The sequence below is a fragment of the Paenibacillus hexagrammi genome (assembly GCF_021513275.1).
Taxonomy (GTDB): Bacteria; Bacillota; Bacilli; order Paenibacillales; family NBRC-103111; genus Paenibacillus_E; species Paenibacillus_E hexagrammi.
The window spans coordinates 4,996,284-5,021,765 of record NZ_CP090978.1; the positions used below are offsets into that span (position 1 = coordinate 4,996,284).

Annotated in this window: 22 protein-coding genes and 1 pseudogene; 5 read left to right on the forward strand and 18 right to left on the reverse strand. The window is 48.7% G+C overall.

Translation table 11 applies throughout. The annotated features are described in order from the left end of the window. Nucleotides 1-3 precede the first annotated feature (3 nt). The 6 genes from gatC to L0M14_RS22700 all read right to left on the reverse strand — a co-directional run bounded on the left by gatC (nucleotide 4) and on the right by L0M14_RS22700 (nucleotide 4,919). Nucleotides 4-291, reverse strand: a complete 288-nt coding sequence (gene gatC, locus L0M14_RS22675; protein ID WP_235118800.1) for an Asp-tRNA(Asn)/Glu-tRNA(Gln) amidotransferase subunit GatC — start codon at nucleotides 289-291, stop codon at nucleotides 4-6. 313 nt (nucleotides 292-604) lie between these two features. Further along, on the reverse strand, nucleotides 605-1,501 hold the full coding sequence (locus L0M14_RS22680; protein WP_235118802.1) for a TolC family protein: 897 nt from the start codon (nucleotides 1,499-1,501) through the stop codon (nucleotides 605-607). A 4-nt stretch (nucleotides 1,502-1,505) separates the two neighbouring features. Then, complete coding sequence (locus L0M14_RS22685; protein ID WP_235118803.1) at nucleotides 1,506-1,775, reverse strand: hypothetical protein; 270 nt, start codon at nucleotides 1,773-1,775, stop codon at nucleotides 1,506-1,508. 25 nt (nucleotides 1,776-1,800) lie between these two features. Continuing rightward, the gene (locus tag L0M14_RS22690; protein WP_235118804.1) at nucleotides 1,801-3,021 is read right to left on the reverse strand and encodes an ABC transporter permease; all 1,221 of its coding nucleotides are present in this window, start codon (nucleotides 3,019-3,021) and stop codon (nucleotides 1,801-1,803) included. Between the two features lie 6 nt (nucleotides 3,022-3,027). Beyond that, on the reverse strand, nucleotides 3,028-4,302 hold the full coding sequence (locus L0M14_RS22695; protein WP_235118805.1) for an HlyD family secretion protein: 1,275 nt from the start codon (nucleotides 4,300-4,302) through the stop codon (nucleotides 3,028-3,030). 44 nt (nucleotides 4,303-4,346) lie between these two features. Continuing rightward, nucleotides 4,347-4,919, reverse strand: coding sequence for a TetR/AcrR family transcriptional regulator (locus L0M14_RS22700; protein ID WP_235118806.1), 573 nt, complete (start codon nucleotides 4,917-4,919; stop codon nucleotides 4,347-4,349). A gap of 183 nt (nucleotides 4,920-5,102) precedes the next feature. On the opposite strand from L0M14_RS22700, the gene L0M14_RS22705 reads away from it, so the two are divergent. Beyond that, nucleotides 5,103-6,167: an EAL domain-containing protein gene (locus L0M14_RS22705; protein WP_235118808.1), complete on the forward strand. Its 1,065-nt coding sequence runs from the start codon at nucleotides 5,103-5,105 to the stop codon at nucleotides 6,165-6,167. Nucleotides 6,168-6,283: 116 nt separating this feature from the next. Here the strand turns inward: L0M14_RS22705 and L0M14_RS22710 are convergent, their stop codons facing one another. Continuing rightward, nucleotides 6,284-6,661: an ATPase gene (locus tag L0M14_RS22710; protein WP_235118809.1), complete on the reverse strand. Its 378-nt coding sequence runs from the start codon at nucleotides 6,659-6,661 to the stop codon at nucleotides 6,284-6,286. A gap of 192 nt (nucleotides 6,662-6,853) precedes the next feature. Between L0M14_RS22710 and L0M14_RS22715 the strand changes: the two are divergent. Beyond that, nucleotides 6,854-8,223, forward strand: a pseudogene (locus tag L0M14_RS22715) (MATE family efflux transporter). A 230-nt stretch (nucleotides 8,224-8,453) separates the two neighbouring features. On the opposite strand, the gene yicI reads toward L0M14_RS22715, so the two are convergent. After that, entirely contained in the window at nucleotides 8,454-10,790 is a 2,337-nt protein-coding gene (gene yicI / locus L0M14_RS22720) for an alpha-xylosidase (protein WP_235118810.1), read from the reverse strand. A gap of 147 nt (nucleotides 10,791-10,937) precedes the next feature. Between yicI and L0M14_RS22725 the strand changes: the two genes are divergently transcribed. After that, entirely contained in the window at nucleotides 10,938-11,837 is a 900-nt protein-coding gene (locus tag L0M14_RS22725) for an AraC family transcriptional regulator (RefSeq protein WP_235118811.1), read from the forward strand. Nucleotides 11,838-11,854: 17 nt separating this feature from the next. Here L0M14_RS22725 and L0M14_RS22730 read toward each other — a convergent pair whose 3' ends face one another. The 8 genes from L0M14_RS22730 to tkt all read right to left on the reverse strand — a co-directional run bounded on the left by L0M14_RS22730 (nucleotide 11,855) and on the right by tkt (nucleotide 22,024). Beyond that, nucleotides 11,855-13,495 (reverse strand): helix-turn-helix domain-containing protein, encoded by a 1,641-nt coding sequence (locus L0M14_RS22730; RefSeq protein ID WP_235118812.1) that lies wholly within the window; start codon nucleotides 13,493-13,495, stop codon nucleotides 11,855-11,857. After that, entirely contained in the window at nucleotides 13,488-15,278 is a 1,791-nt protein-coding gene (locus L0M14_RS22735) for a cache domain-containing sensor histidine kinase (RefSeq protein WP_235118813.1), read from the reverse strand. Before L0M14_RS22735 ends, L0M14_RS22730 begins: the two co-directional genes overlap by 8 nt. A 94-nt stretch (nucleotides 15,279-15,372) precedes the next feature. Then, nucleotides 15,373-16,194, reverse strand: a complete 822-nt coding sequence (locus L0M14_RS22740) for a carbohydrate ABC transporter permease (protein WP_235118814.1) — start codon at nucleotides 16,192-16,194, stop codon at nucleotides 15,373-15,375. Next, a complete protein-coding gene (locus L0M14_RS22745; protein WP_235118815.1) occupies nucleotides 16,194-17,081 on the reverse strand; it encodes a carbohydrate ABC transporter permease in 888 nt (295 codons plus the stop codon). Before L0M14_RS22745 ends, L0M14_RS22740 begins: the two co-directional genes overlap by 1 nt. Before the next feature lie 25 nt (nucleotides 17,082-17,106). Continuing rightward, entirely contained in the window at nucleotides 17,107-18,420 is a 1,314-nt protein-coding gene (locus L0M14_RS22750; RefSeq protein WP_235118816.1) for an ABC transporter substrate-binding protein, read from the reverse strand. Nucleotides 18,421-18,696: 276 nt separating this feature from the next. Further along, entirely contained in the window at nucleotides 18,697-19,185 is a 489-nt protein-coding gene (locus L0M14_RS22755; RefSeq protein ID WP_235118817.1) for a NanQ anomerase/TabA/YiaL family protein, read from the reverse strand. Nucleotides 19,186-19,321: 136 nt separating this feature from the next. Further along, entirely contained in the window at nucleotides 19,322-19,978 is a 657-nt protein-coding gene (fsa, locus tag L0M14_RS22760; protein ID WP_235118818.1) for a fructose-6-phosphate aldolase, read from the reverse strand. A gap of 27 nt (nucleotides 19,979-20,005) precedes the next feature. Next, entirely contained in the window at nucleotides 20,006-22,024 is a 2,019-nt protein-coding gene (tkt, locus tag L0M14_RS22765; RefSeq protein ID WP_235118819.1) for a transketolase, read from the reverse strand. Nucleotides 22,025-22,139: 115 nt separating this feature from the next. Here tkt and L0M14_RS22770 point away from each other — a divergent pair, with 115 nt between their 5' ends. Both L0M14_RS22770 and L0M14_RS22775 read left to right on the forward strand, forming a co-directional pair. Then, nucleotides 22,140-23,036 carry a LysR family transcriptional regulator gene (locus L0M14_RS22770; protein WP_235118820.1) on the forward strand — a complete coding sequence of 299 codons (897 nt, stop codon included), beginning with the start codon at nucleotides 22,140-22,142 and terminating at the stop codon, nucleotides 23,034-23,036. Between the two features lie 98 nt (nucleotides 23,037-23,134). Then, complete coding sequence (locus L0M14_RS22775; RefSeq protein ID WP_235118821.1) at nucleotides 23,135-23,743, forward strand: transglutaminase-like domain-containing protein; 609 nt, start codon at nucleotides 23,135-23,137, stop codon at nucleotides 23,741-23,743. A 204-nt stretch (nucleotides 23,744-23,947) separates the two neighbouring features. On the opposite strand, the gene L0M14_RS22780 is transcribed toward L0M14_RS22775, so the two are convergent. Then, nucleotides 23,948-24,313, reverse strand: a complete 366-nt coding sequence (locus L0M14_RS22780) for a DUF1904 family protein (RefSeq protein ID WP_235118822.1) — start codon at nucleotides 24,311-24,313, stop codon at nucleotides 23,948-23,950. Nucleotides 24,314-24,464: 151 nt separating this feature from the next. Next, nucleotides 24,465-25,388 (reverse strand): ArsR/SmtB family transcription factor, encoded by a 924-nt coding sequence (locus tag L0M14_RS22785; RefSeq protein ID WP_235118823.1) that lies wholly within the window; start codon nucleotides 25,386-25,388, stop codon nucleotides 24,465-24,467. Nucleotides 25,389-25,482: the final 94 nt, after the last annotated feature.

Below are 25,482 nucleotides of genomic sequence, written 5' to 3' on the forward strand. Positions count from 1 at the left end.
ATCTTATTCCAGCACAGCCGGAACTTTAAATTGGCCGTCTTCTTCATCCGGCGCATTCAGCAGCACTTTTTCGATCGGCAGCGATGGTCTTGTTTCGTCCTCGCGCATCACGTTCACAAGCGGCATCGCATGGCTCGTCGGTGCTACATCGTCCGTATTCAGCTCATTGAGCTGCTCGGCATATTTCAAAATCGCGTTGAGCTGATTGGTAAACTCATCCTTCTCATTTTCCGAAAGATCCAATCTAGCCAGCTTGGCCACATGTTCTACATCCATTTTGGTAATGCTCATTCCTCTACACCCTTTGCATGCACATCAAGTCATTCTTTTCATTATATCCCAACCATCCACCAAAAGTGAAGCGAGCCACACCATGCAAAAAGCTCCGATTCGTGCAGCATCGTTTGCGTTGATGCTGACGTACGGAGCGTATCGGTTTGAGCATTATTAATGAAGAGATTCTGTATGCCTAACTATTGAATGAATCCGGTATCCATGGCTGCGGCTTTTTCCTTCAGCACGTAGTACTTTAATTTGGCGGCTTCCAATACTGTTTCGTTCTGACGGACCTTAATCATAAATGTTTGCAGATCGTGCTTGGATATCACGCCGACATTGTAGCGGAGCTGGACTTTTTCAAATCGGCCTGAATGTCGTTCACATTGCGCTTTGCCGTTAGGCACGCTTGGTACGCATTTTGTGCATCATGATACGTAGCTTGAATTTTCTTGGTGAGCTCCAGCCTCGTCTGCTCGTTCTTCTGTCCGGCCAGCGCCTGATTGACTCCAAGGTATTGATCACCGTACGTATTCTGGGTCACCGAATGCCCTGATTCCCAGACCGCTTCATCGATGTTATTGCCTGCCATCTTCATCTGATAGGAATTGGTGAGCAGCGTGATGGTGTCACTCTCTTTCACAGGTTCAATCGCAATCGGCTCTATATCTTGGAGTACCTGATTCGGGTTATAGGAAATCCCGATATCCGTACACTGCTGTACCAGTGCTAGACGGAAATTGTTCGTTAACGTTACGATGTCGTCTTTTTGTTTAGCCAAAGCCTTCTGTGCAGACTGCACAGCATCAAGAGAAGCCAAGCCCTGCTGCTCCAGCATGGATGCGCGCCTTAGCTCCTTTTCGATGACCAATTGGTACTCCTGCATAAAATCAAGCTGCTTCTTTTGGCCAAGGAGCTGCGCATACTGTGCGATCATCATCAGGCGGATCCCCGCTTCCGCTTCATCCGATTGCAATAAAGAGTTCCGCTGATCGGTGTCGAGCTGATGCACGGCCGTACTCATCTGTGCTCGCTGTGAGCTGATGATGGTATTCATCCCTCCAGCCAAAGCGCCCAAGCCCTGAAGCATTTGATTCATGGCCGTGTTCTGCATAATGGTCCAAGACAATTCCACCGGATCTGTAATCGCAGGCAGGCCGGGCGTATTGGCAATCTCATCAGGGGTATTCGGCAGGTGTGCGGGTGTGAAGGAAGGGCTGCCCATATTGTCAAGCTGCTCCTGGAGATCCCCTTTTCTTACTGCCTTGCGCTGCATATTTTAATGTAAGCATGGCGAGGTTGTGCGAATTCTTCAAGGCACGGTCCAGCACCTCATTCAGATTCAAGGTGTCGACTGTATCCAGCGATTCGGAGAATACGTAAACATTCTGGTTAGGATCGTCGTCATCGATACTCCCTGTGGTATCCGCGTAAAGAACAGGCTGCATCGCTGTAAATATCAGGAATGCAGCGGATAAGGAGATAAGCGTTTTTTTCATAGCTGTCGCATCCTTCTGTATAGAATCATGCCGATAGGTTGGTCCCCTGATGAAGGGCATGGACACTGTCTGCTTCGGCGTCTACTGTTTGTTTTTTGGAAAATACAACGAACCTCGTTAGCAGCAAAGCGATGAAATACGTTATCGTACCTGTTAAAACCAGTGCAACGCAATCCTTCCAAATCACCGTAAAATCATTGCCTTTGATAAAAATATTGCGGACACCGTCCAGAAAGTAAGTCAGAGGCAGCATGTGTCCGACAACTTGCAGCGCTTTGGGCATCGCTTCAAACGGCCAGGTGAATCCGGAGAGCATAAAGGAAGGCACTGCGATCAGCATGGCTGTCTGGGTGGAGCCGAGCTGATTGCCCGAGAACAAGCTGATCAAGTAGCCGATTCCGCTTACGGCGAAGGTGAAGCTTACGATTACGGCAGCTCCGGTAAGCAGGCTGCCGCCCATCGGGGCTTCAAATACATAGAGCGCGACTACAAACGCCACGGCGGTATTGCATAGATTTATTAAAAAATAGGGAGCCGTTTTGGCATAGGCGATCCTCCAGGGATTCCGTTTCCACTGAGCAAAGCGCTCCCACGTGCCGTTGTCCTTATCCCTTGTTATGGTTAAAGCAATGCCCAGAAACAGCACCTGCTGCAAAATGGCTCCCATCAAGCCGTACAGCATAAAGTCGCTGTAGTTAAAGGTAGAATTATACATAATCCGGTACCGGTACGGGATCGGAGATAAGGTATTCATCACCTGCTCGTCTTGCAGGCCCTGCTGAAGCTGCAGCTTTTTCATGGAATAGCCCATGCTAAAGGTCGTAATGACTTCATTCGCACCCTTAGTGGCGGAATTTGAAATCATCATGTTGCTGCCGTCAATCAGTGTTAGTAGAGGAAGCGTCTCGCCATGCTTCAATCTCGCTTCAAAATCACTCGGTATCACAAGACCCACCTTGGCTGAGCCTGTGGCCAGCGCCTGCTTGACTTCTTCTTCCGTATGAAGCTCTTTCGTAACTTGAAAGGATTCACTCTCTTCGAAGGCTTGAATGACTTGCCGGCTAAGGGGGCTCTGATCCTGATCGAGCACAACCGTTGCCATCCCGGTGACCTTATGATGAACATAGATCGAGCCAAACAAGAGTGTATACATAATAGGAACAAGGAATAAGATCGCAAACAAACGGCGGTCCTTAATAATGTGCATCCATTCTTCAGCGATTAGCTTGCCGACACGAAGCTCCATGATTCATCACCCTTCCGATCTGCCGTTCCATATGAGTGTCATGCCTGTCGGCGTATGCTCCGGCAAGCTGCCTAGCTCCACCTTAATGCCGAATGATCGAATATCGGTCTCTCCTGCGCTCTGAGTGGCCTTCTTGATGGCAAAATCCGGAGCCGCCGCAACGGTAGACACCGTTCCTTCAAGCTTCTCGCCTGTAGCCAGCATCGTCATGCTGATCTTATCCCCGGCCTTAAGCCCTGCTAGGGAAGTCTCGGGCATATAAAATTTGGCCCAGCGCCCTTCCACTGACTGCATCGTGAACACCGGGAAGCCGGAACCAACAAGCTCGCCAACCTGCGCGGACTGGGACAGGATGACACCATCACTCGGTGCGAGCAGCTCGGTATAGCTGAGGTAGGTTTCCGCCTCCAGCTGTGCGGCCTTTGCCTGATTCTCCGCGGACTCGGCGGATTGAATCGCTCCGTGCGCCTGCTGTACAGCCGCTTCCGCTGCGGCGACGTCGCCCTGTCTCACTTTCACGGTCTCACGATTCGCTTCCGCCAATGACAAAGCAGCTTTCGCCTGCTCCAGCAGCGCTTCTGCTCCCCGGATCTCTTCCTCACGTGGACCTTGTGTCGCCATATTGAGCTGCTGCTCTGCGAGGTCCCGTTTCATCTTAGCCTCCTGGTAGCTGGCTTTCACTTTATCTATATCCGCTTGCGCAACAAGACCCTCTTCAAGCATCGCATTCAACCGGCCGAGGTTCTGCTCTGCAAGAAGAAATACCTCTTGCGCGGCTTGATACTGAATCTCCGCCTGCTTCTTCTCTTCAGGCCGTGCGCCATTGTGCAGCCCGTCGACTTTAGCCTGCGCCGCCTTCACGGCAGCCTGTGCCTGAGCGACCTGCTGCTCGGCCGTATCAGCAGTCACCGCTACGCCCGCGATTCCCTGCTGCTTCTTGGCCTCTGCTGTCGCACTCGCCCCCTTGGCCTCAGCAATCTTGCCCTGCGCGAGAGCTACAGCCGCTTTGGCCTGCTCCACCTTTGCAGCGATCTCATCGCTTTGCAGCCGTGCGAGCACCTGGCCCTTTTTCACAGCATCTCCTTCCTTCACAAGGATTTCCGTAACCCGTCCTCCTACCTTGAAGCTCGCGCTGACTTCATTTGCTTCAATATAAGCCGTTGGATGTGTTTGATTAGCTGCTTCTGTCTGGCTTACCGCTTCTTTGGATGTTAATAAAAACGCACTAGCCCCGATGACAGCCGCCATACCTATATAGACCATCGGTCGAATAAATCGCATACATATGCCTCCATCTCGATATCATGATGTACTTCATTCCGAAATTATGAAATTGCCAACCCATTCATCAAATATAGATTGAGCAGCTCCGAGATTTTCTCATCTGTTAATGGCGGTTCGTGCTGCTCCCAGTCAAACACAAGAGCAACATACATTTTAAACACAATAAAGGCCGTAATCTTAGGATCGCAAGGTTTCATGGATCCACTCGACACGGCACGTTCAATGTGCTGGCTCATGAAATCAATTACTTCCCGTTCAATACTGGTCAAGGCCTGCTGGGCAACTTGATTGCCGTATTGCTGCACTTCATGTGACAGCTGGATTAAAAGCTCGTGCTCTTTCCTGAACAGCAAAATCCCATAGATGGCTCTATGGATTCTTTCGTGCGTGGTTTGCTCTTGATCAATCGCCTGCTGCGCGACAGCTTTCATCTCTGCTACAAGTGACTGAACAATCGCGTGAAGGAGCACCTCTTTATTTTCAAAGAAGGTATAAATTGTAGCCTTGCCTACACCTGCAATCTTGGCGATTTGATCCATCGTCGTTCCTTTATATCCGAACAGGGAGAACGATTTTTTCGCCGATTCCATGATCAATATTTGTTTGGCATCCATGTCTATGCTCACTCTCCGTCAGAACTAAAATACTATTTCAGTTTTATGTTCGGTTATTAATTTACCATGTATGATTTCATTTATCAATAACTTTCCTTGGAAAAATCAGCATCTCCTTTTTAGCAGGATTTCCATGAGCGTTGTAGTAATACTACCTATAGAATTGACCATTGGAGGAAAATCATGAGTGACTGCATGAACTGCAATCGAGTAGAACCGATTCAAGATACAGGCTATGTATGGCTGCGGCCATCCGCTGCTTTTGCACTGAATAAAATGGAGCAACTAGGTGCCAGTCATGACTTCTGCGCCCATTCCGGCAGTAAAGCATACTATTTGCACTATGAACATAAAGAAACCTTGTTGGATGTCTTCGCCACTTTGCGGCGCATCTGCACCCCTGAGGATATTAAAGAGGTTTCCATGCTTCTTACGACTAGCCCTGATCTTGAACCGCCGCAAACAGGATGGCTGCATATGGATACTTATTTCTCCAGGATGCAGCATCACGACCTTGTTAGCATTATTCAGGCCAAACGGTTTGCCAGCTATATGCAGCCAATCGCAGCCACGGAGAGCAACACAGTTTACGGGTATGAATTCTTGCTTCGCCCCGCACCGGACGGACAAGCGTTCCAGCCCTATCAATTATTTCAAGTGGCTCAAGAGACGGGATTGCATTCATTCCTCGACCGGGCAGCTCGCATCTCGGCCATTGAAACCAGTCACGCTCATCTCCCTAAGGGGTTGAAAAGATTTATTAATTTTTTACCGTCTTCGATTTATAATCCGAATTACTGTTTGAGCCACACGTTTGAGGCTATTCAGCGGTTTGATCTGGATCCGGCGGATTTTGTATTTGAGGTTGTAGAAACGGAGCATATTGCGAGCGTGAATCATTTGCGCAGCATTTTTGAGGTATATAAACGGGCAGGCATTCAGGTAGCGTTGGATGATGTGGGCGCAGGTTATTCCACCATCGACGTCTTGAACGAACTGAAGCCCGATTTTGTGAAAATTGACCGTGATCTGATCGACGGCTGTGACCTTGACCTCTCCAAGCAGCATAAAATTAAGCAAATCGTGAAGGCTTCTTCTGCTTTCGGCGCTAAAGTGCTGGCGGAGGGAATGGAGCGAAAGGAAGAGTGGGAATTCTGCAAAATGGCCGGGATTCCTCTCGCGCAGGGCTACTTGATCGGCAAGCCTTCTGCGGAAAAACTGCAATCTGATGTGATCGTGATCGCGTAACGATAAACAGGACCCGGTGTCTTTTCACCGGGTCCTCAGTTTGTTCATCAAGTGAAAATGAAGATCTCCGAAGTGTTCGGAGAAGCGTAGCACTCTCTTAGAAAAGCTACTTAAGATCAGATCCAAGCTTTCAAGCTGATTTGCTTCATGAAATCCTCTCGGGACTGTACTTCCTTGCCCGTCTCCGCTTGTTCATCTGTTTCTTCACCATTCATAATACGGCGGAACAGTTCCTCATTCTTCGTAGCAAGCGCATAGTCAATCAAGGCTTCCCGCTCAATGCGCTCCGCTTCCTCCTGCAGCAGGACTTCTTCCAGTTCTATATCTGACGCAGGCACGTAATAATGCTTGTTATCCTTCGGCACTCGGATGACGTAATCAAATACATTATCCGCATTCCGGTCGTATGCAATTAAATAACCATATTGTCCGATTGGCAGATTCTGTTCCAAACTATCTGCAATCACGATAACTTTCTCACCTAGACGAAGCATTGCAACTCCCCCATTCCCATGAAGCCTGGCAGCTTTCAGCATGTCGAAACTTGCTAGTATATAAATCTATGAATAATGTACTAAAAAATTGGGAGAGTGTCCAATGAAAGAGAATCGTTTTGTTCATATTTGCTTCATAATTGTGGAATATACTAGAAGGAGTTATCGATTACATCACTAAAGGAGATTACCATGAGTTCAGCCACTCCAAAAGCCCGTCCTTCCCTAACAGAAGGTCCTATCGGGAAAACATTAATTCTATTCTCTCTGCCCATTCTACTTGGGAATGTATTACAATCGCTGAATGGCTCGATCAATTCTATATGGATCGGCAAATTCTTGGGAGAGCAAGCCTTGGCTGCCACTTCGAATGCCAATATCATTATGTTCTTCCTCATCAGCGCCATCTTCGGCATCGCCATGGCTGCCGTTATTCTCATCGGTCAAAACTTGGGAGCAAAGCGCGTGGAAGAAGCCAAGAAAGTCGTCGGTACAAGTACGGTCTTCTTTTGCGTGCTTTCTATTGTCGTCGCTTTGATTGGCCTCTTCTTTAGCTCCCTAATCTTGGGTTGGATGAATACCCCGGCGGACGTCAAAGAAATGGCTATATCCTACACCCGTATTATGTTTGCAGGCGTACCGTTCATGTTCGGCTTCAATTTGATTATGGCCGTTCTGCGGGGATCAGGTGATGCAAAAACACCTTTTTACTTTGCTGTTATCCGCAGTGCTGGATGTAGCTCTGAATCCGCTTCTTATTAATGGCTATGGTCCGTTCCCTAAGCTGGACATATCCGGGTCCGCCATTGCTACCTTTATCGCGCAGTCTGTCAGCCTTGCCTTGCTTATCCTCTATTTATATGGTAAAAAATACTTCCTGCGGATTACAAAACAAGATTTGCATATGTTGAGGCTTGATTGGTCGCTTATCCGTATTCTTGTACAAAAAGGGCTTCCTATGGGGCTTAACATGGTCGTTGTATCACTGAGCAACCTCATCCTCATTCATCTGGTCAACTCGTACGGGTCAGAGGCTACTGCTGCCTTCGGTGTAGCGATGCAAATCTCTAGCTACGTTCAGATGCCTGCCATGGCAATCGGCGGGGCGGTTACCTCCATGGCGGCGCAAAATATCGGAGCAGGGTTATGGGATCGGGTTTCCCGCATCACATGGACGGGCGTGCTGACCAACATCGTACTGACCGGAGTCTTGGTGCTGCTGCTGCATGTCTTTAACCGCGAGGCGCTTTCCCTCTTCCTGCCGATTGATGGCAAGGCGATTGATCTGGGGAGAGCATATTAACAATATCAGCTTGTGGTCATTTATTATTTTCGGTATTTTCAATGTTGTAGCAGGGGTTGTCCGGTCCGCTGGCGCGGTCGTCTTCCCACTTGTGGTCGCATTCATAGCGCTGCTGTTGATCCGCAATCCGCTTGCCGTGTATCTGGGGCATACCTACGGCTTCGACGCCATCTGGTGGAGCTTCCCGATCGGATTCATCGTAGCGGTGGTGCTCAATGTCATCTACTACCGCTTCGGCAACTGGAAAAAAGCAAAATGATGAGTGCCGTGAAGCCGGCATAACGAAGTAACCCCACAAAGTGATGCTATGCCTTTGAAATAATACAAGCACTTTGCGGGAAGCCCCAAAATTTAAAAAAGCCCTAGTGAAACGGTTCCCCGTTTCACTAGGGCTTTTTGTCGATAACTCCAAGATCGCTACTTGCCTCAATAGCTTTTCTCGAAAACTACCATTCTCTCCACTCCATCTATCGCGACTCACTATCAACATTAAATCTGAATGCTGACCGGCGTTCTCGAAGCGGCCGCCGAAATTCGGACACCCTGCTCATGAGCTTCCACTGTGCCGCCGTTCACTGAGCTTACAGAAGTAATCCCTCTGAGAATCAAACTCCAGCCTTCCGCATGAGCGGCGGACCCGGAGGAGACGATATCGATCGTATTTCCTTTACGCACAGCGGTAAGAATTGCCTCTTCTTTGGATTCCGGATGATACATGCGCGACTCCGCTCTATGACCATCCTGCAGCTCGAACAGATGATATTCACTCTGCGCGGGGTAGTCATAATCAGGTCGGTCGTCTACCTTCCCTACAGCCACTAGTGAATTCGGGCGAACATAAAGCGGAATGCTCAGATAGCTGTGTTTTTCTTTCAGCCATTTTCCACCTTCTACCCGCTTCCCTGTGAGGAAGTTCGTCCATACACCTTCAGGGAGATAGTAAACGGCAACCCCTTCTTCATCGAACACAGGCGCTACGAGCAGCGAATCGCCCAGCATATACTGCCTGTCAAGCGAATCACAGGTTGGATCGTCTTGGAACTCGAGCACCATAGCGCGCATGAGCGGCAGTCCTTTTCTGGAGGCATCCACAGCTTTGCCGAATAAGTAAGGCATCAGTCTGCACTTCAGCTTTGTGAAGAAGCGCAGCACATCGACCGCTTCCTCATCATACATCCACGGAACCCGATAGGAGCGGCTGCCGTGCAATCGACTGTGGCTCGACATTAGGCCGAAAGCAGCCCAACGCTTGTAGAGGTCCGCGGTAGACGTGCTCTCGAAGCCGCCAATATCATGGCTCCAGAAGCCGAAGCCGGACAGCCCCAGGGATAGCCCTCCGCGAAGGCTTTCAGCCATGGATTCATACGTGGCCGTACAATCTCCGCCCCAGTGAACGGGGAACTGCTGTCCGCCTGCGGTAGCGGAACGAGCGAACAATGCTGCTTCGCCTTTGCCCAGCTTTTCCTCTAACACCTCGAACACGACTTTGTTATACAGCTGTGTGTAGTAGTTGTGCATTTTGAATGGATCCGACCCGTCATAATAGACGACATCCGTTGGAATACGTTCGCCGAAATCTGTCTTGAAGGAATCAACTCCCATATCAACCAGCTTGCGAAGCTTGCCTGCAAACCATTCACAGGCCGCAGGATTCGTAAAGTCTACGATCCCCATTCCCGGCTGCCACATATCCCACTGCCAGACATCGCCATTGGGCCGCTTGAGCAGGTATCCGTTCTGCATCCCTTCCTCAAATAGATAGGAACGCTGCGCAATGTAGGGATTAATCCAGACGCAAATTTTCAACCCTTTGTTTTTGAGTCGCTGCAGCATCTTCTCCGGCTCCGGGAAAATCCGTTTGTCCCATTCAAAATCACACCAATGGAATTCCCGCATCCAGAAGCAATCGAAGTGGAAGACATGCAGCGGCAGATCTCTCTCCGCCATGCCGTCAATAAAGCCGGTTACGGTAGACTCATCATAATTCGTAGTAAACGAGGTTGTCAGCCATAAACCAAATGTCCATGCCGGCGGCAAAGCAGGCTTACCTGTCAACGTCGTGTAATTGCCGAGCACTTCTTTCAAATTGGCTCCGCCGATCAAATAATAGTCCAGATATTCCCCTTCAACGCTGAACTGCACCTTGGATACTTTCTCAGAAGCTACTTCGAAGGAAACTTGTTCGGGATGGTTAACGAAAACCCCATACCCTTTATTCGTGATATAAAATGGGATATTCTTGTAAGATTGCTCGGAGTTCGTCCCCCCGTCACGATTCCAGATGTCCACACTTTGCCCGTTTTTGACAAAAGGAGTAAATCGCTCGCCCAGCCCGTATACGCTTTCTCCTACGCTTAAATCAAGCTGCTCTCTGACAAATGTGCTTTCTCCGGGATGCTCGGAAATCACATAGCCTGCGTTCTTGAAGCTGCTGGACGTCAGCTTGCGTCCGTTGTAATCGAACTGCAGCTTCCACGGCTCGTGTCGGTGAATACTTGCTCGCAGCCCGCCGCTGATTAAACAAGCTTCGTGCTCGCTGTCTATGACCTCAACAGCATGCCCATCTTCGCTGTGAATGGCGAAATAAGGACCTGCTTGCTTTTTCCCCTTATGGTGAACAATTTGCACACGAATGACATCCTGAATCGGTGAAGACAGCTTAACCTCGATTAAAGGAGTGTCCAATTCGCCGGACCGGTCTACGATCGGTTTAGGGGGCCCGAACAGTGTGAGCGTCCGGTCTGTCGCCATTGCATCATGCACCTCTACCGGGCTAATAATCTGGTATCCTTTGCGTGTCATCCATTGGCCATCGCTAAATTTCATGCCGGTCATCTCCTTATCGATCCCTGTTATAAATATATTGATCATCCATGGTTCATCTATGTAAAATGATAATATCTTTAACCGTTGTTTGTCTTGCAGTATGCTGATCATTTGATATAACAATTTTGATATCCGGGATGTGAAACGATGGATTTCGAGGCTTTACACGAGGGCCGGATGCACGGCGATGTCCTGTTTCCTTTAAGCGTTTACAAAGTGGAGCTGGTCAACGGGCTGTTCTTCAGCTACCACTGGCACAGAGAAATTGAACTAATCTATATGACGTATGGAAGCGCGCTGTTTCATATCGGAACTGATACCGTCATTCTTCAGCAGGGCGAGGGCTTGCTGATTCCAAGCGGCCAGCTGCATGCCAGTTATCCCGACCAGGAGCAGCCCGCCTACTTTCATGCCATTGTTTGCGATCCCCAGCTACTCAGCAGCAGCACGTATGACGCAATTCAAAATAAATATCTCAGCCCCTGGCTCGAGCGGAAGCTGCTGCTTCCGGATATTTATCGTAGGCACACAGCCTGGGAGCGATCCGTGCTCCATTATATGGAGGATATGATGCGGCAATATGAGGGAAAGCCCGCAGGCTTCGAGCTGAAAATAAAAGCGGATCTGCTGGCCATTTTCGCCGAGTTGCTCCCCCATAGCGAACATTCTTCCGATCTACCGGGAATCTCCTCAGACGCAAAAAAAATAGAACGGATTAAGCCCGTTCTGTCGTATATCCGCGAGAATTACAAGGAGCGTCTTCCCCTCGGGGAGCTCGCAGCGCTCGTAGCGATGAGCGAAGGGCACTTCTGCCGATTTTTCAAATCCATCGTAAAGAAAACGCCGGTTGAATATATAAACTCCTTGAGAATTGAGCAAGCCATACGGTGTCTGGAGAACCCCCACACGAAAATTATCGACATCGCAAGCGAAGTCGGCTTCGAAAGTCCCAGTTATTTTATCAAAACGTTCAAAGCACTGAAGGGCATGACTCCGACGGATTACCGCCACGCATTCATGGAACAAGCTCGGAATCATGCTGACTAGAGTTGCAGCTGTTTGAATTATAGAGTTCGTCTACTGTTCGAATCCTGGATGCTCCCCGCTTGAACTAGCTGTTGACGGAACTCCACCGGGGATACGCTGCAGTGCTTTTTAAATGCTTTGCTAAAATAGTTCGTATCCTTGAAGCCTACTTTTTCGCTAACCGTCTGAATTCTGAGTTGGTCATCCGCAAGAAGCTCCTTGGCCTTTTCCATCCGAACTCTTAGCGTGTATTCATGTACTCCGCAGCCGTACATTTGCTTGAACAACCGATGAAGGTGTTCCTTGCTTAGATAAAAGGTATCGGTTAACAGTGAAATCGGAATTTCTTCGTAATAGTGGCGTTCGATATAGTTCTTTACTTTCTCAACATCAAATTTGTGAGAGGTCCGGCGCGAGTCCAATATCATTTTGAACGCTTCTTCCAAGCAGTTTAGAAGTCTCTCTTGGAACATATGGAAGCGCATCACCGGCTGCGAAAATCTTTTGTCATATATGCTTGGCCACTCAGAGCTATAGACATCCATTTCTTTGAGGATTTGCTCAAGTAACACACGGAGCTCGGCTGCGATTTTGATCATTGCCTCTACCGTAAATGTGCCGGTTGAAGTCACATGCTGAACATATTTCTCGATAAGACTGAGCGCATATTTGGAGCTGCCCGCCTCTAATGCATGTACTAAGGATTCCTTCAAGGTAAGAATGGACTCGCGTACCACCGCTTCATTCACCTTTTCGCCGCATACATAGACAGGGGACACATGTAACAAGTCGGCTTGCAGCAAAACAAGCTTGGTCGATTCATAGGCTGCCGCCAATTGATCGATACTGCACGGGGATTCATCGAATGATGCTATGCAATCAAAGCCAAAAGTCTCTCGCAGCTTCTCAAGCGCATGACGGATCCGTTCTTGCGCGTAATGGGCGGGAACGGCTTGACCGGAGGATAGGATCACGACAATTTCCTGCTCATCCCTTCCACTCTTGAAGCTGAATGCGTCTCCCAGCTCTTCGAGCAGTTCATTTAGCGCATTCGTCACGGCGTAGTAGCAGCTATGGGGATCACCATAAAAATTATTGCGGCACACCTCAGCGATATTCAGGGCCAATATGACAACGACTGAAAATAGATCTCCCTGCTTCGTATCAATGAAGTCTGCCAGCTCTTCCATCCGATGATGACGTCCTGTATGGTCCAGAATTGAAGAAAACACCTTCTCCTTCACAAGCGGCATCGATATATTGTGCATGATACCGCTTGCTACCTCACGCTGCTGCCTGCTCTGCTCCGCCTTCAGCTGCTCGACCGCTTTCTCTAAAGCTTCATTCAGCTCTTTTCGTTTGATCGGCTTCAGCAAGTAATCAACAGCCCCGGAGTGAATAGCGCTCCTCATATAATTGAAATCGTCAAACCCGCTGATCACAATAAACTTGGTCTGCATAACATTCACGGCCTGATTCATAAATTCAACACCGCTCACGACGGGCATCTTCATATCAATAAACACCACATCGGGCCTAAACTCGGCCAAAAGCTCCAGCCCCTGCATGCCGTTCTCCGCTTCATAAAGATCCGTAATCCCGAATTGCTCCCACTGACCTAAGGCTCTTATCGCTCTTCGTGCCGGCAGCTCGTCATCGATGATTAGCGCACTATACATGCATGCCGCTCTCCCTTCTAACAGGTAATCCTATATCTACGGCGGTCCCGCTGCGATCGTTTTGCCGAATGGTTAGCGATGCTTCAGAACCGAACATAAGCCTTAGACGCGAATGCAAGTTCTTTAGTCCAATACTGTCTTGATAGGCAAGATAATCCTCATCGAATCCGGCGATGATTTGTTCAAGCCGCTCAGATGTGATGCCCGGACCGTCATCCGATACCTGCAAATCAAGACGGTTACCGGTAATTTCACCCGTAATGTTGATATGAATAGGACCTGACATTTGCTCCAGTGCATGCTCAATTGCATTTTCAAGCAAGATTTGGAGCGACATCTTCGGAATGATACACTCGTTAGCTTCCTCTTCAATCTCTATGCGCACGTGAAGCCTACTGCCAAATCGGGCATGCTGCAGCAGTAAATAATTGGAGATATGCGCTAATTCATCGATGACTTTTACCGTATCGCTCTCTCGGATACAGTACCGCAAGGATGAAGCCAAGGCATCGACCATGCTATGGATCGATTCCATATCATTTACGATCGCTTCCGTAGAAATCGCTTGCAGAGAATTGTATAAGAAGTGCGGATTGATCTGTGCTTCAAGCGCCTTGAGCTTGGCATTCCGCTCACCTAATGCAAGCTCATACCGTTCGGCGATCAGATCATCGATCCGTACGACCATCTGATTAAATTTACGTGAAAGATGAGCTACCTCGTCCATGCCCCTGATTTCAGCACTGGGCTCGAAATGTCCCTCTCCTAAACGCTCGATGTGTCTCGAAAACAGCTTTAATCGGCGTGTTATCGCATTGGATACAAATACAGTCACCACAATGGCGAACACGACAAACCCGCTTCCAATAGCAAGATTCATGTTTCTTGCACGTTCCGCTCCTTGATTCATCATTTCCTTTGGTATCAGCTTCAGAAGCTTCCACTGGTTACCAGAGGAAAAATGGGCCATAATCAAATCGTCCTTATGCGCAGGCCAGGTGAGAAGCTGAGTCTCTTCCTTGCTCGGGCTCACCTGCTGAAGCAGCTCCTCTACACCGCTTTCCATGAAAGCTGAGCCTTTGATGTATATAGGTTGGTTGTGGTCGTTGAAGACAGCAATCGCCTCTTCCTTATCATCGGACAAATCCTTGATGATATGCGAGAACTCCTTCTCATTCAAGGTGATCGAGACAGCGGCAAGCGGTGCTTTATCTGCGATATTAATAATAATCCGGTGAAAGGTGAGCAGCTCGTTTGAACGCTCCTGACCCGCTTCGGGCTTGGGTTCTATGCTCCGAAAATGAGGGCTGTGTACGGCTTCCTGAAACCACGATTCACTCTCCGTTTGGAAATCCGTATGCTGGACCAAATTTGTAGCAGAGCGAGAAATCGTATATTCTTGCCTGTTACGGGGGGTATAAATGGTTAACCGCTCAATATCCTCCCGGGAATAAAACCAGTTCTTCATTTGATTCTGAATATAAAATTGTCCGAGATACTCATCAGAATAGAGCGCATCCATAAACTGGATGTCCTTATGCGGTGATAAGGATAGCTCATCGATTTGCGACAGGTAGCTGTCTAAATTTTTGTTAACTAATTTCAGAAGCTTCTGATTGCTTTCCATAAAGCTCTGCTCACTGAGACTGACCGTTTGCCGAAAGGAGAGATACGACAGTAAGATGACAATAAGGGCAACAAGCAGAGAAAAAGCAAAAACGAGCTTGTTGCGAAGCCGTCCCATGACGGCCTGCTTGGCTCGGTTCCAATATTTTTGCGCCATATGCGCGCTCCCGCCTATTCATGAATTTTCTCCTTATACTATCTCCGAAGGACCTATTCACGCAAGAGAAAACTTACAAGGAGGAAGCCGGTTATCAGCCCTTGACAGCTCCGGCTACCATTCCTTTGATAATAAACTTTTGCATAAACAAAAAGAAGATAATAGGCGGCAGAGTAACCATAACAACCGCTGTCAGTGCATAGTTCCATTCACTTTTGTACTGTCCAAAGAACTTATAGGAAGCCAACTGCAGCGTAGCCTCTTTTCCGTTGAGCATAATAAGCGGCAGAAGGAAATCATTCCAAATCCACATGACATTGAGAATAATGACCGTACTTACTACGGGCAACATGACAGGAAAAATGATGTTAAAAAAGATCCTGTAGGACGAGCAGCCATCCATAGAAGCGCATTCTTCCAGTTCCATAGGTATCGACTTAACAAAACCGTGAAACAGGAATACGGCCATCGGGCATCCTAGGCCCCAATAAACAAGCGTCAATCCGGGCAAATGGTTGATCAGGTGCAACTCCTTGGCCAGCTTGGTCAAGGGCACCATAAACGATTGAAAGGGCAGCATCATCGGTGCGATCGTTAGGAAGAACAGGAATGTACTGAGCCTTGTCTTCGTCCGGCTTAGCTTGTAACCGGCCATAGCGCCGAAGAGCACGATGCCCGCTACGCTTGCCAAAGTGAGCAACAATGTATTCGTGAACAGCTTAGGGTACTGGATTAAGCTCCAGACCATTGCATAGTTGTCCCACACCCATTCGCCTGGCCAACTGAGCACGTTCGTAACGACTTCCTTATAGCCTTTAAATGTATTGATCACAACAAGAAAAAACGGATAGAGGAACAGTAAGGCTGCAATCGTGACCGCCGTATTGACACTTCTTGTGAATCCTTTGTTCTGCATCAGGCTTCCACTTCCTTGCTTTTGAAGAACTTCACCTGAATCAAGGTGATGAGAAGAATAAGGACGACAAACATCAATGATTTGGCAGTTGCATAACCAAAACGATTGTTCACAAAGGCTTCGTTATAAATATCCATAGTTGAGCTGGTTGTCGTCTTGCCGGGTCCGCCGAAAGTTAGTGTGAAGATAATATCGAAGACCTTCAGCGAATTGGAAATGGAAAGGAATAACGCTACCGTTAAAGACGGCATGAGAAGCGGAAGTGTAATCCTAAAAAAACGGTTGAACCCGTTGGCGCCGTCAATGGCCGCGGCTTCATTCAATTCACCGGGAATCGACTGCAGGCCTGTGATGTAGATCATCATGTAAAAACCGACAGATTGCCATACACTCACAAAGACAACCGAGATAAATGCTAGGTCAGCCGTCCCCAGCCAGCTCCACTGAAAGAGCGGCCAATGCGTCCACTCGTAGAGTGAGCTGAACGCATTGGAAAATACAAATTTCCATATAAACCCGATAATAACTAAACTAACGATGTATGGCACGAAAAACGCTGCGCGGAGAATACTTGTGAGTTTAAACGTTTTGGTTAACACAACCGCCAGCAAAAGAGCGATTACGTTCGTTGCGACAATAGTGGCTACGCTGTAGCGTAATGTGAAGAAGAACGAAGCCAGCGCATCTGTGTCGGTTAGAAATAGTTCCTTAAAATTCTGAAGTCCAATAAACGTAATATGTTTAGAGATTCCGTTCCATTTCGTTAGAGAGTAATAGAGCGACATGATAAACGGAATTTCTGCCGAAAGAAGAATTAGAACGAGAACCGGTGCCACGAACGTGATGAAGACGCCTAATTCCCTCCAACGTTTACTAGCTGTAGTCATCTCTCACACCCCATAAGCTTTACAATTATTGCGCTGCCTTAGCCAGCTTAGCCCAGGTACTGTCCAGCTGCGCCACAGTTTTATCCTTATCCGTTACGCCTCCGACATATTGCTGGAGTATTTGTCCGCCTTGCTGCTCGTATCCATCCGGATAATATCCTTTTACCCAAGGGTAGGTCTTGCCGTTTTTCAAATACTCGCTCGTATCTTTAGCCAATTGAGAATCCGGGAAAGGCGCGTCCTTAATGGTGGAGATTTGCTTCACAACCTTAGGAACGAAATTTTTGCCGTATTCCGATGTAGTCAGCCAATTGAAGAACTTCAGTGTTTCCTTCAGATTCTTCGAATCCTTATTGACTCTGTATACAATGTTAGAGTCAACCATTAAGCCTGCTTTTGATCCGTCTTCTCCAACTGGATGAGGCAAGAAACCGATGTCGATTGTCGGATTAATTTTGCGAATGGCGTCTTCCGCCCAGCTTCCTTGGTGCAGGATGGCTGCTTTACCTTGAGCGAAATCCGAAACCGATGTATTAAAATCAGTCTCGAGGGGCTTACCGCTCGAATATTTTAGCGTCAGGTCAATCAACGGGAAGAGATTGACAAGCTCTTTGATATCGCTAAGCTTTTTCTTACCTGCATTAATATCAGCATATGTCTGCGCATAGTCGCCGCCGGCTGATGCAAGAATCGGTGTAATCGTTTGCTCGAGTACCCACCATTCTTTGTAGCCGTTCGTAAACGGCGTTATGCCTTTAGCTTGCAGCTGCTTCGCGGCTGCTTCCAGCTCGCTGAAGGTTTTCGGCAGCTCCTTGATGCCGGCATCAGCAAACAGCTTCTTGTTGTAAATAAAGGAGTAGGATTGAAGGATCAAAGGGTACCCCAACACCTTGCCATCTAGAGTCACACCTGTCTTGGCGCTGTCGGCGATATTCGCCATGAAAGGTTCATTCGTCAGGTCATAAGAATAATCCTGATACGTCTTATTGTCGTTATAGGCGCCTGTCATAAAGATGTCCGGCACTTCACCGGCGTTGATTTTCGTTTTGAGCAGCGGATAGTAATTGTCCTGATTGATCGTAACATTGATGGTCACGTTCGGATTTTCCTTGTGATACTGTTCTGCCATTTGATGCATAGCGTCTGTCATCTCCGGTGAATATTGGAAGAGTTCCAACGTCACCGGTTTAGCGGAGGCGCTTTCTTGTGGAGCAGAGCTTGCCGCGCCCGCGTTATTTGCCGTGTCTGTTTTTCCCGAATCTGAACTGCCGCAGCCTGCTGTGATCAAGCTTAACGCTACAAGCCCTGCTGTTGTTGCCCCTAATACATGCCGTTTCATTCTATAACCAACCCTCTCATCCATTTCTCTAAACTTGTTCTACACTCAATTTACCTTGCCGGCAGTTATTTCGCCATGAAATATCGTGCTTAATTGAGGGTAAAAAGTGTCATCTCCGTTCGCAGGAACACAAAAAGGCCCCACAAAGTGGAGCCTCAGACTGTTGATCAAGGTTTATGGAGGGGACAGTAGTTTTCAGAAAATCGCGGCGGGAGCCAGTCTCTTTTTTCAATCGAATAACAAGGTGTTAACAGCTCTCGGAGAACACACGGCACGTTAAACCGAAGCTCTTAACAGGTCCCGGTGAATCTTGATGACAACCTTTTTAATCGGTCCATTGTCTACCACCGAGCAGCAAGGACGATGTACATCGCTAGGAAAAAAAACGGCGTACATACCAGGAAGCAGAACAATTTCCGATTCGGATTCGATTCGGGCTTTGTCGTAGAAAGCAATATCTCCTCTCTCGAAATTGTCTTCTACAGGCGTAAGGCCCGGTGTAAGCTTGCTTACCCCCATCTTTTCCAAGCCGCTGACGAGCAGCTGAATATCCGTATACGTCTGATGAGATTCAGGGCGCTGATCAAGGAAGGGCTTCGTCTCCGTTTCCTGCACCAAGGCAAACATATGGCTGCCCTCCAGCTCATATTTACCGGGCTCCCACTGGGTGATATCTTTACTGCGAATGTATTCAATTCCTCTTTGAACGGCAGCAGGCATCAGGTGCCTTTCCTGTTCCCATAACGCTATGTCACTGATGATCATCGCAAAAACTCCTTTGTCCTTTTGGAGTAACTATACCCTGCTAACGGTGCTTTAGGCAAAGGTCGGATATAGCCGAATTGACAAAAAAGGACTCGCTATAAGAAGCGAATCCTGGGTTACTATGGCATTACACTATTTAAAACTGGCTTTGCTTGGCGCCTTCCCAGTCAGCCAGGAATTTCTCGATTCCCGCGTCAGTCAGCGGATGCTTCGTCATGGACTCAATGACTTTGTACGGCACAGTAGCGATATGTGAGCCAGCCAAAGCAGCTTCAATGACGTGCGCGGAATGGCGCACACTTGCCGCGATGATTTCGGATTGAATACCGTGAATACGGAATATGTCAGCAATTTCCTTAATTAGATTCATCCCGATCTGGTTGATGTCATCCAAACGGCCGATGAACGGGGACACGAACGTCGCTCCGGCTCTTGCGGCAAGCAGGGCTTGGGTAGAGCTGAAAATCAGCGTAACATTCGTTTTGATGCCAAGCTTGCTGAATACACTTGTTGCCTTCAGTCCTTCCGTGGTCATCGGAAGCTTGATCACGATATTCGGAGACAGTGCAGCCAGCTTCTTGCCCTGTTCGACCATTTCGTCTGCTTTCAGCGAGATGACTTCCGCACTGATCGGAACGTCGCCGACAATGGTGATGATTTCTTTAATCGTCTCAAAGAAGTCTCTGCCCTCTTTAGCAATCAAAGAAGGATTCGTCGTTACCCCCGCTACTACGCCCAGCTCGTGAGCCTTACGAATTTCCTCTACATTCGCTGTGTCGATAAAAAATTTCATCGTCCATCCCCGCCTTTTTTCAAATGTTTAGAAAAACTTTTTCTTGATCTGTTCGATGATGCCTTCAGCATGGAAGCCGTATTCGCGAATCACGCGATCCGCTTTCGCAGAAGCGCCGAACTTGCGGATGCCAATCTGGAGCGCGCCGCCACCGGTAACTTCATCCCAGCCGGAAGGATACGCCATTTCGATGACGACGTTCGCTTTCACCTGTGGAAGAACGACGGCATTGCGCACATCTTCAGGCTGCTGTTCGAACAGCTCCCGGCTTGGCATGCTGATTACGCGAGCCTTGATGTTCTCTTCCTGCAGCTTCTTCTGCACATCCAGGGCCAGACTTACTTCTGAGCCCGTCGCGATCAGCTGTACATCCGGCATGCCTTCGCAGTCGGACAAGACATAAGCGCCTTGTGCGATGTTGGCAAAAGCAGCCTCTGCGGTACCCGGAAGTACAGGCAGGTTTTGTCGGGAGAGCGCCATGACGAACGGGCCTTCTTTGGCCTGCATCGCGTATTCCCACGCGGCCGCCGTTTCGTTCGCGTCCGCCGGACGGAACAAGGTCAAATCCGGGATCATGCGCAGCGATGGAATTTGCTCGATCGGTTGGTGCGTAGGTCCGTCCTCACCGACCGCGATACTGTCGTGTGTGAAGACATACACGACCGGCTGCTTCATCAGCGCGGATAAGCGAATCGCGCCGCGCAGGTAATCGCTGAACACGAGGAACGTGCCGCCGAATGCGCGCAGTCCGCCGTGCAGCAGCATGCCGTTCAGCGCTGTGCCCATGGCAAATTCACGCACGCCGAACCAGAGGTTGCGGCCGCTGTAATCCGCGGCGCTGAATGCACCTTCGCCGCTAATCATCGTCATGTTGGAGCTCGCCAGGTCCGCGGAGCCTCCAACCAGGTAAGACACGCGCTTCGCCAGCGCGTTGATGACCTTGCCAGATGCGACCCGCGTCGAAACCGCTCCGTCCTCCGGAGCGAAGCGCGGCACATCCGCGTTCCAATCCTGCGGCAGCTCGCCGGCTGTCGCCTGTTTGAACTGCTGCGCAAGCTCCGGATAAGCAGCCTCGTAGCCGTTCCACAGCTGCTCCCAGGCAGCTTCCGATTCTGCTCCCTGCTGCTTGAACGCAGCGAAGTGATCCTTGACTTCCTGCGGCACATAGAAATCCGGCTCTAGAGGCCATCCCAGCGCTTCCTTCGTCAGCCGCAGCTCTTCTTTGCCGAGCGGACTTCCGTGCGTGCCGCCATGGCCGCCTTTGCCGGCCTTGTTCGGACTGCCGTAGCCAATCGTCGTCTTCACCTCAATCAGCGTTGGACGGCCTGAATCTGCCTTTGCCTCTTCGATCGCTTTGCTCACTGCATCAACATCGTGCTGATCATCCACACGAAGGTACTGCCAGCCGTACGATTCAAAGCGTGTACGGACACTTTCCGAGAACGACATGCCCAGTTCACCGTCCAACGAAATATCGTTGGAATCATAAAGCATGATCAGCTTGCCTAATTGTAAATGGCCTGCCAGTGAAGCCGCTTCACCGGATATCCCCTCCATAAGGTCTCCGTCTCCGCAAATTGCATACGTATAGTGATCCACAAGCTGATAATTCTCTTTATTATATACCGATGCCAAATGCGCTTCCGCCATGGCCATTCCCACAGCCATGCCAACACCTTGGCCAAGCGGACCTGTAGTCGCTTCTACTCCCGCTGTATGTCCGTACTCCGGATGTCCCGGCGTTTTGCTGCCCCATTGGCGGAATTCCTTAATATCGTCCAGCGTCACATCATAGCCGCTCAAGTGAAGCAGGCTGTACAGCAGCATAGATCCGTGTCCTGCAGACAGCACGAAACGGTCGCGGTCCGCCCATTTCGGGTTGGACGGATTGTGCTTCAGATGACGCGTCCAAAGCGCGTACGCCATCGGAGCTGCCCCCATCGGCATACCCGGATGTCCCATAGCTGCTTTCTCAACGGCATCGATGGTTAAGGTACGAATGGTGTTAATACTAAGTTGTTCGATCGAAACAGTGGTCTGTGCCAAAAATTTCGCCTCCCATGATTTTTTGAATGTGATTCTTCTGCTATTTTTTATTATAATAAACGAAATAACATTGAAATAATTAATAGTTTGAATACTCGTTATAGAAGGTGTCTATATGTATAATTTAGAGCTATACAAAGTATTTTACCTGACTGCCAAGTCAGGAAGCCTTTCTAAGGCCGCCAAGGAGCTTTTTATTACCCAGCCGAGCGTTACCCATTCCATCAAACAATTGGAAGAACTGTTGGGTCTCATCTTGTTTGCCCGCACTTCTAAGGGGGTGGAATTGACCACTGAGGGTGCCGTCCTCTTCTCCTACATTGAGCAGGCTTACAATCTCATCGCTTCGGCCGAGGCGAAGATGGATGAGCTGAGAAATATTAGCGACGGGGAGATTAAGATCGGGGGCAGCGACTCCCTCTGTAAGCATTACCTGCTACCGTTCTTGGAGGTATTTCATGAGGAATTTCCGCATGTGCAGATTCATTTGGTTCACGGTACAACACCTGAGATCATCAAGCAGTTGAAAGAAGGACGCATGGACATTGGTATCGTGCGCTCTCCGCGGCATGACGAACAGCTCCACGTTCGCGAGGGCATTACGCTTCAGGATTGCTTTGTTGCCGGTCCCAAATATAAGGCGCTCGCTGGACAGCGGCTCTCCCTCAAGCAGCTGCTGACCTATCCGATCATTTTGTTCTCGCGCAACAGCAGCTCGCGGAATTTAATCACAAGCCTTTTTCTCCAGCACGGCTACTCGCTTCAGCCCGAGATTGAGCTCGGCAGTGTGGATCTTCTGATTGAGTTTGCCAAAAGAGGGTTCGGCATCTCCTATGTGACCGAGGAATTTGTAACGAAGGAGCTCGCGGACGGCTCTCTTTTCAAAATTGAGCTGGATATATCCATACCGCCTACCCGAACGGGGATTATTACACTCAAGAATATGCCGCTGTCCATGGCGGCAGCTGAGTTCGTGAAGAAGCTGGAGATGACGCAGCAGACGGACATGTAGATGATGAACGGTATTGAATATATTTTCATCTTGTTGCATAATTATACCAACAACCATATGGAGATTACTTGTACATAATCGTTTAGGGGCTGAATGAAATGAGCTTGATTCTTGAATCGCAAATCATTAACGATTACTTGATCGTGACAGATGAGGTTGATTTTGAACATCATTTGATTGCTGAATTGACTATCAAATTGGAAGCTTCCTCACAAGATCAAGTGGACTTTATTAAGAAATCTTATGAATATGTCCGTGATGAGATTGATCATTCCTGGGACATCCAGAGCTCTAGAATTACTTGTTCCGCGTCGGAAGCATTGATTCATAAAGAAGGAATTTGCTATGCAAAAGCCAACCTCTTATGTGCAATATTACGAAGAGCAGGAATCCCTTCTGGCTTCTGCTATCAACGACTTACGCTCGGAGAAACTCCAGACACAGGCTATTGTATTCATGCATTAAACGCTGTTTATGTACAAAAATTGGGGAAGTGGATCCGCTTGGACTCACGAGGCAATAAACCAGGAGTCTACGCAGAGTTCTCATTAAATGAAGAAAAACTTGCTTTTCCGATCCGAGAAGATTATGACGAGGTTGATTATTTGACCATATATACGTCTCCGAATGCTAAGACCATTAAAGCATTAAAAAGCAGCACTGACTGCATAGAAATGTATCTTCATGGTCTACCCAATCAGTTGTGATTATAAATTTCATGCAGAACATTAGAGTACAAGGCAACTGCGACAGACCTTCGCTGAGAACGAAATAAATGAACGAAAACGGGAGCCGCATCTGCGACCCCCGTTTTTCGTGATTGAAAGCATTCTCCTGCCGCGGATTCTTTAACGCCTATCTTTAGCGCTGCAGCAAAAAAATGTTTCAAGTCTCCTATATAGTTCCTCGCCCTATACAGGGCTTGTAGGCAATGGAGTGCCCGTCCCCGCCGATTTGCGAGGAATTTCTTTGATCGGCTTCCCCTCTTTGTAATACAAAGCGGGAGACAAAATCACAAAAAAGATATGAGCCTGATAGCCGAGCTGCGAAAGCTCGGAGTCCAGCATGGCCGCTATAGCGTCATGCTTCTCTTGCTCCCTCTGAAACATATAAATCTCTACCGACAAGGGTGAGTTCGTAACCCGCTCCACTTGAAGCAGCTCTAGCTTAACAATCTCCGCGGGAATGTCCGCTATATGGCAAAACTGCTCTATGAGCGATGTTGACATGCTCTCAATGACTTGCTTGTCAAACCCTTTAAATCTTAAAAACGGCATACTGCTGTCCTCCAGTCGAAAACCTCACGTCAACGTCAAGTATACACCTAACATGCCGTTCTTGAAAATGGGGCTTTTCATTGGGAATTCGCTCCAGTTTCTATGTCGCAGCAAAAAAGCCATCGATTGATGGCTGCAGTCTGTGCATGCTTTACTCCTTCGTTTCCTTGTAAAGCTTCACGACAATGTCCTGATTGTAATTTCCAAATCCGCTCCCAAACAACGTAAGTCCGCCGACATGCTTGGCATCCGGCAAAACCGCAATCCGCAGCGTCCACTGCTTCTGCCGGATATCGAGGTCGCCTAGCGTCACGTCGGATAGCTTCTGTCCGTCAAGGAACGTGCCGTCCTTGTTGATTTTGAACATTTTGAGCAGCCCGAACTGATTCAGCGCAGAGCTCCACCAATCCGGCGTATATCTGCCGCGCTGCGTACCGCCAAAATCTCCGGGAGAGGTCCACTGTCCCAAGTACTGCTGATTAAGGTAAAAGGAAATATCAGAGGGCCAATCGTTGTTAACACTTGGCGCTTCAGAGGCCAGTTCAAGCGAAATCTCCAGCTCTACCGGATTCTCGCTCGCGATCAGATAATTCGGAATTTTGTATTCGACATAGCCGCTGCCGATCCACAAAATTTTGGCGTTCACCCGCTCAGGGGATAAAAAGCTGCGGGAGTCGTCAAAGTTGCCGATTAGCTTGCTCACGGTAGCCAGGCCGCAGGTCGGATTCACTTCAATGTCCGTATAATGGCCGATCGGAATTTCGATATGCGTGTGTTCGCGAATGGCGGACTTATCCTTCTGAGGCAGGTACAGCTCGATCTTACTCATCTCAGGGTTGATCGAGCACAGCTTCTGCTGACCTCCCCTCCCTGGCATAATAGCGGTTTTGATCAGCTTCGCTTTCTCCAGCTTTTTCACATGCATGGTCATGATAGCGCTGCTTAGCTGTAGTGCTTCTGCAAGCTCTTTAATGTTCATCTCTCTTTCGGCAAGCAGATGCAGGATCTGAATGCGCACCGAGCTGGCCAACGCCTCAAAGAGAGGCAGCGAGCCCGTGGTTATATCTGCTTTCATCAAATATCCTCCGATATGAAAAGGGTCCTAACGATCCGTAGCATTCTCCCTCTATCATATAGGGTTTCCCAATTTTTTCATAGGGGATGGCGAA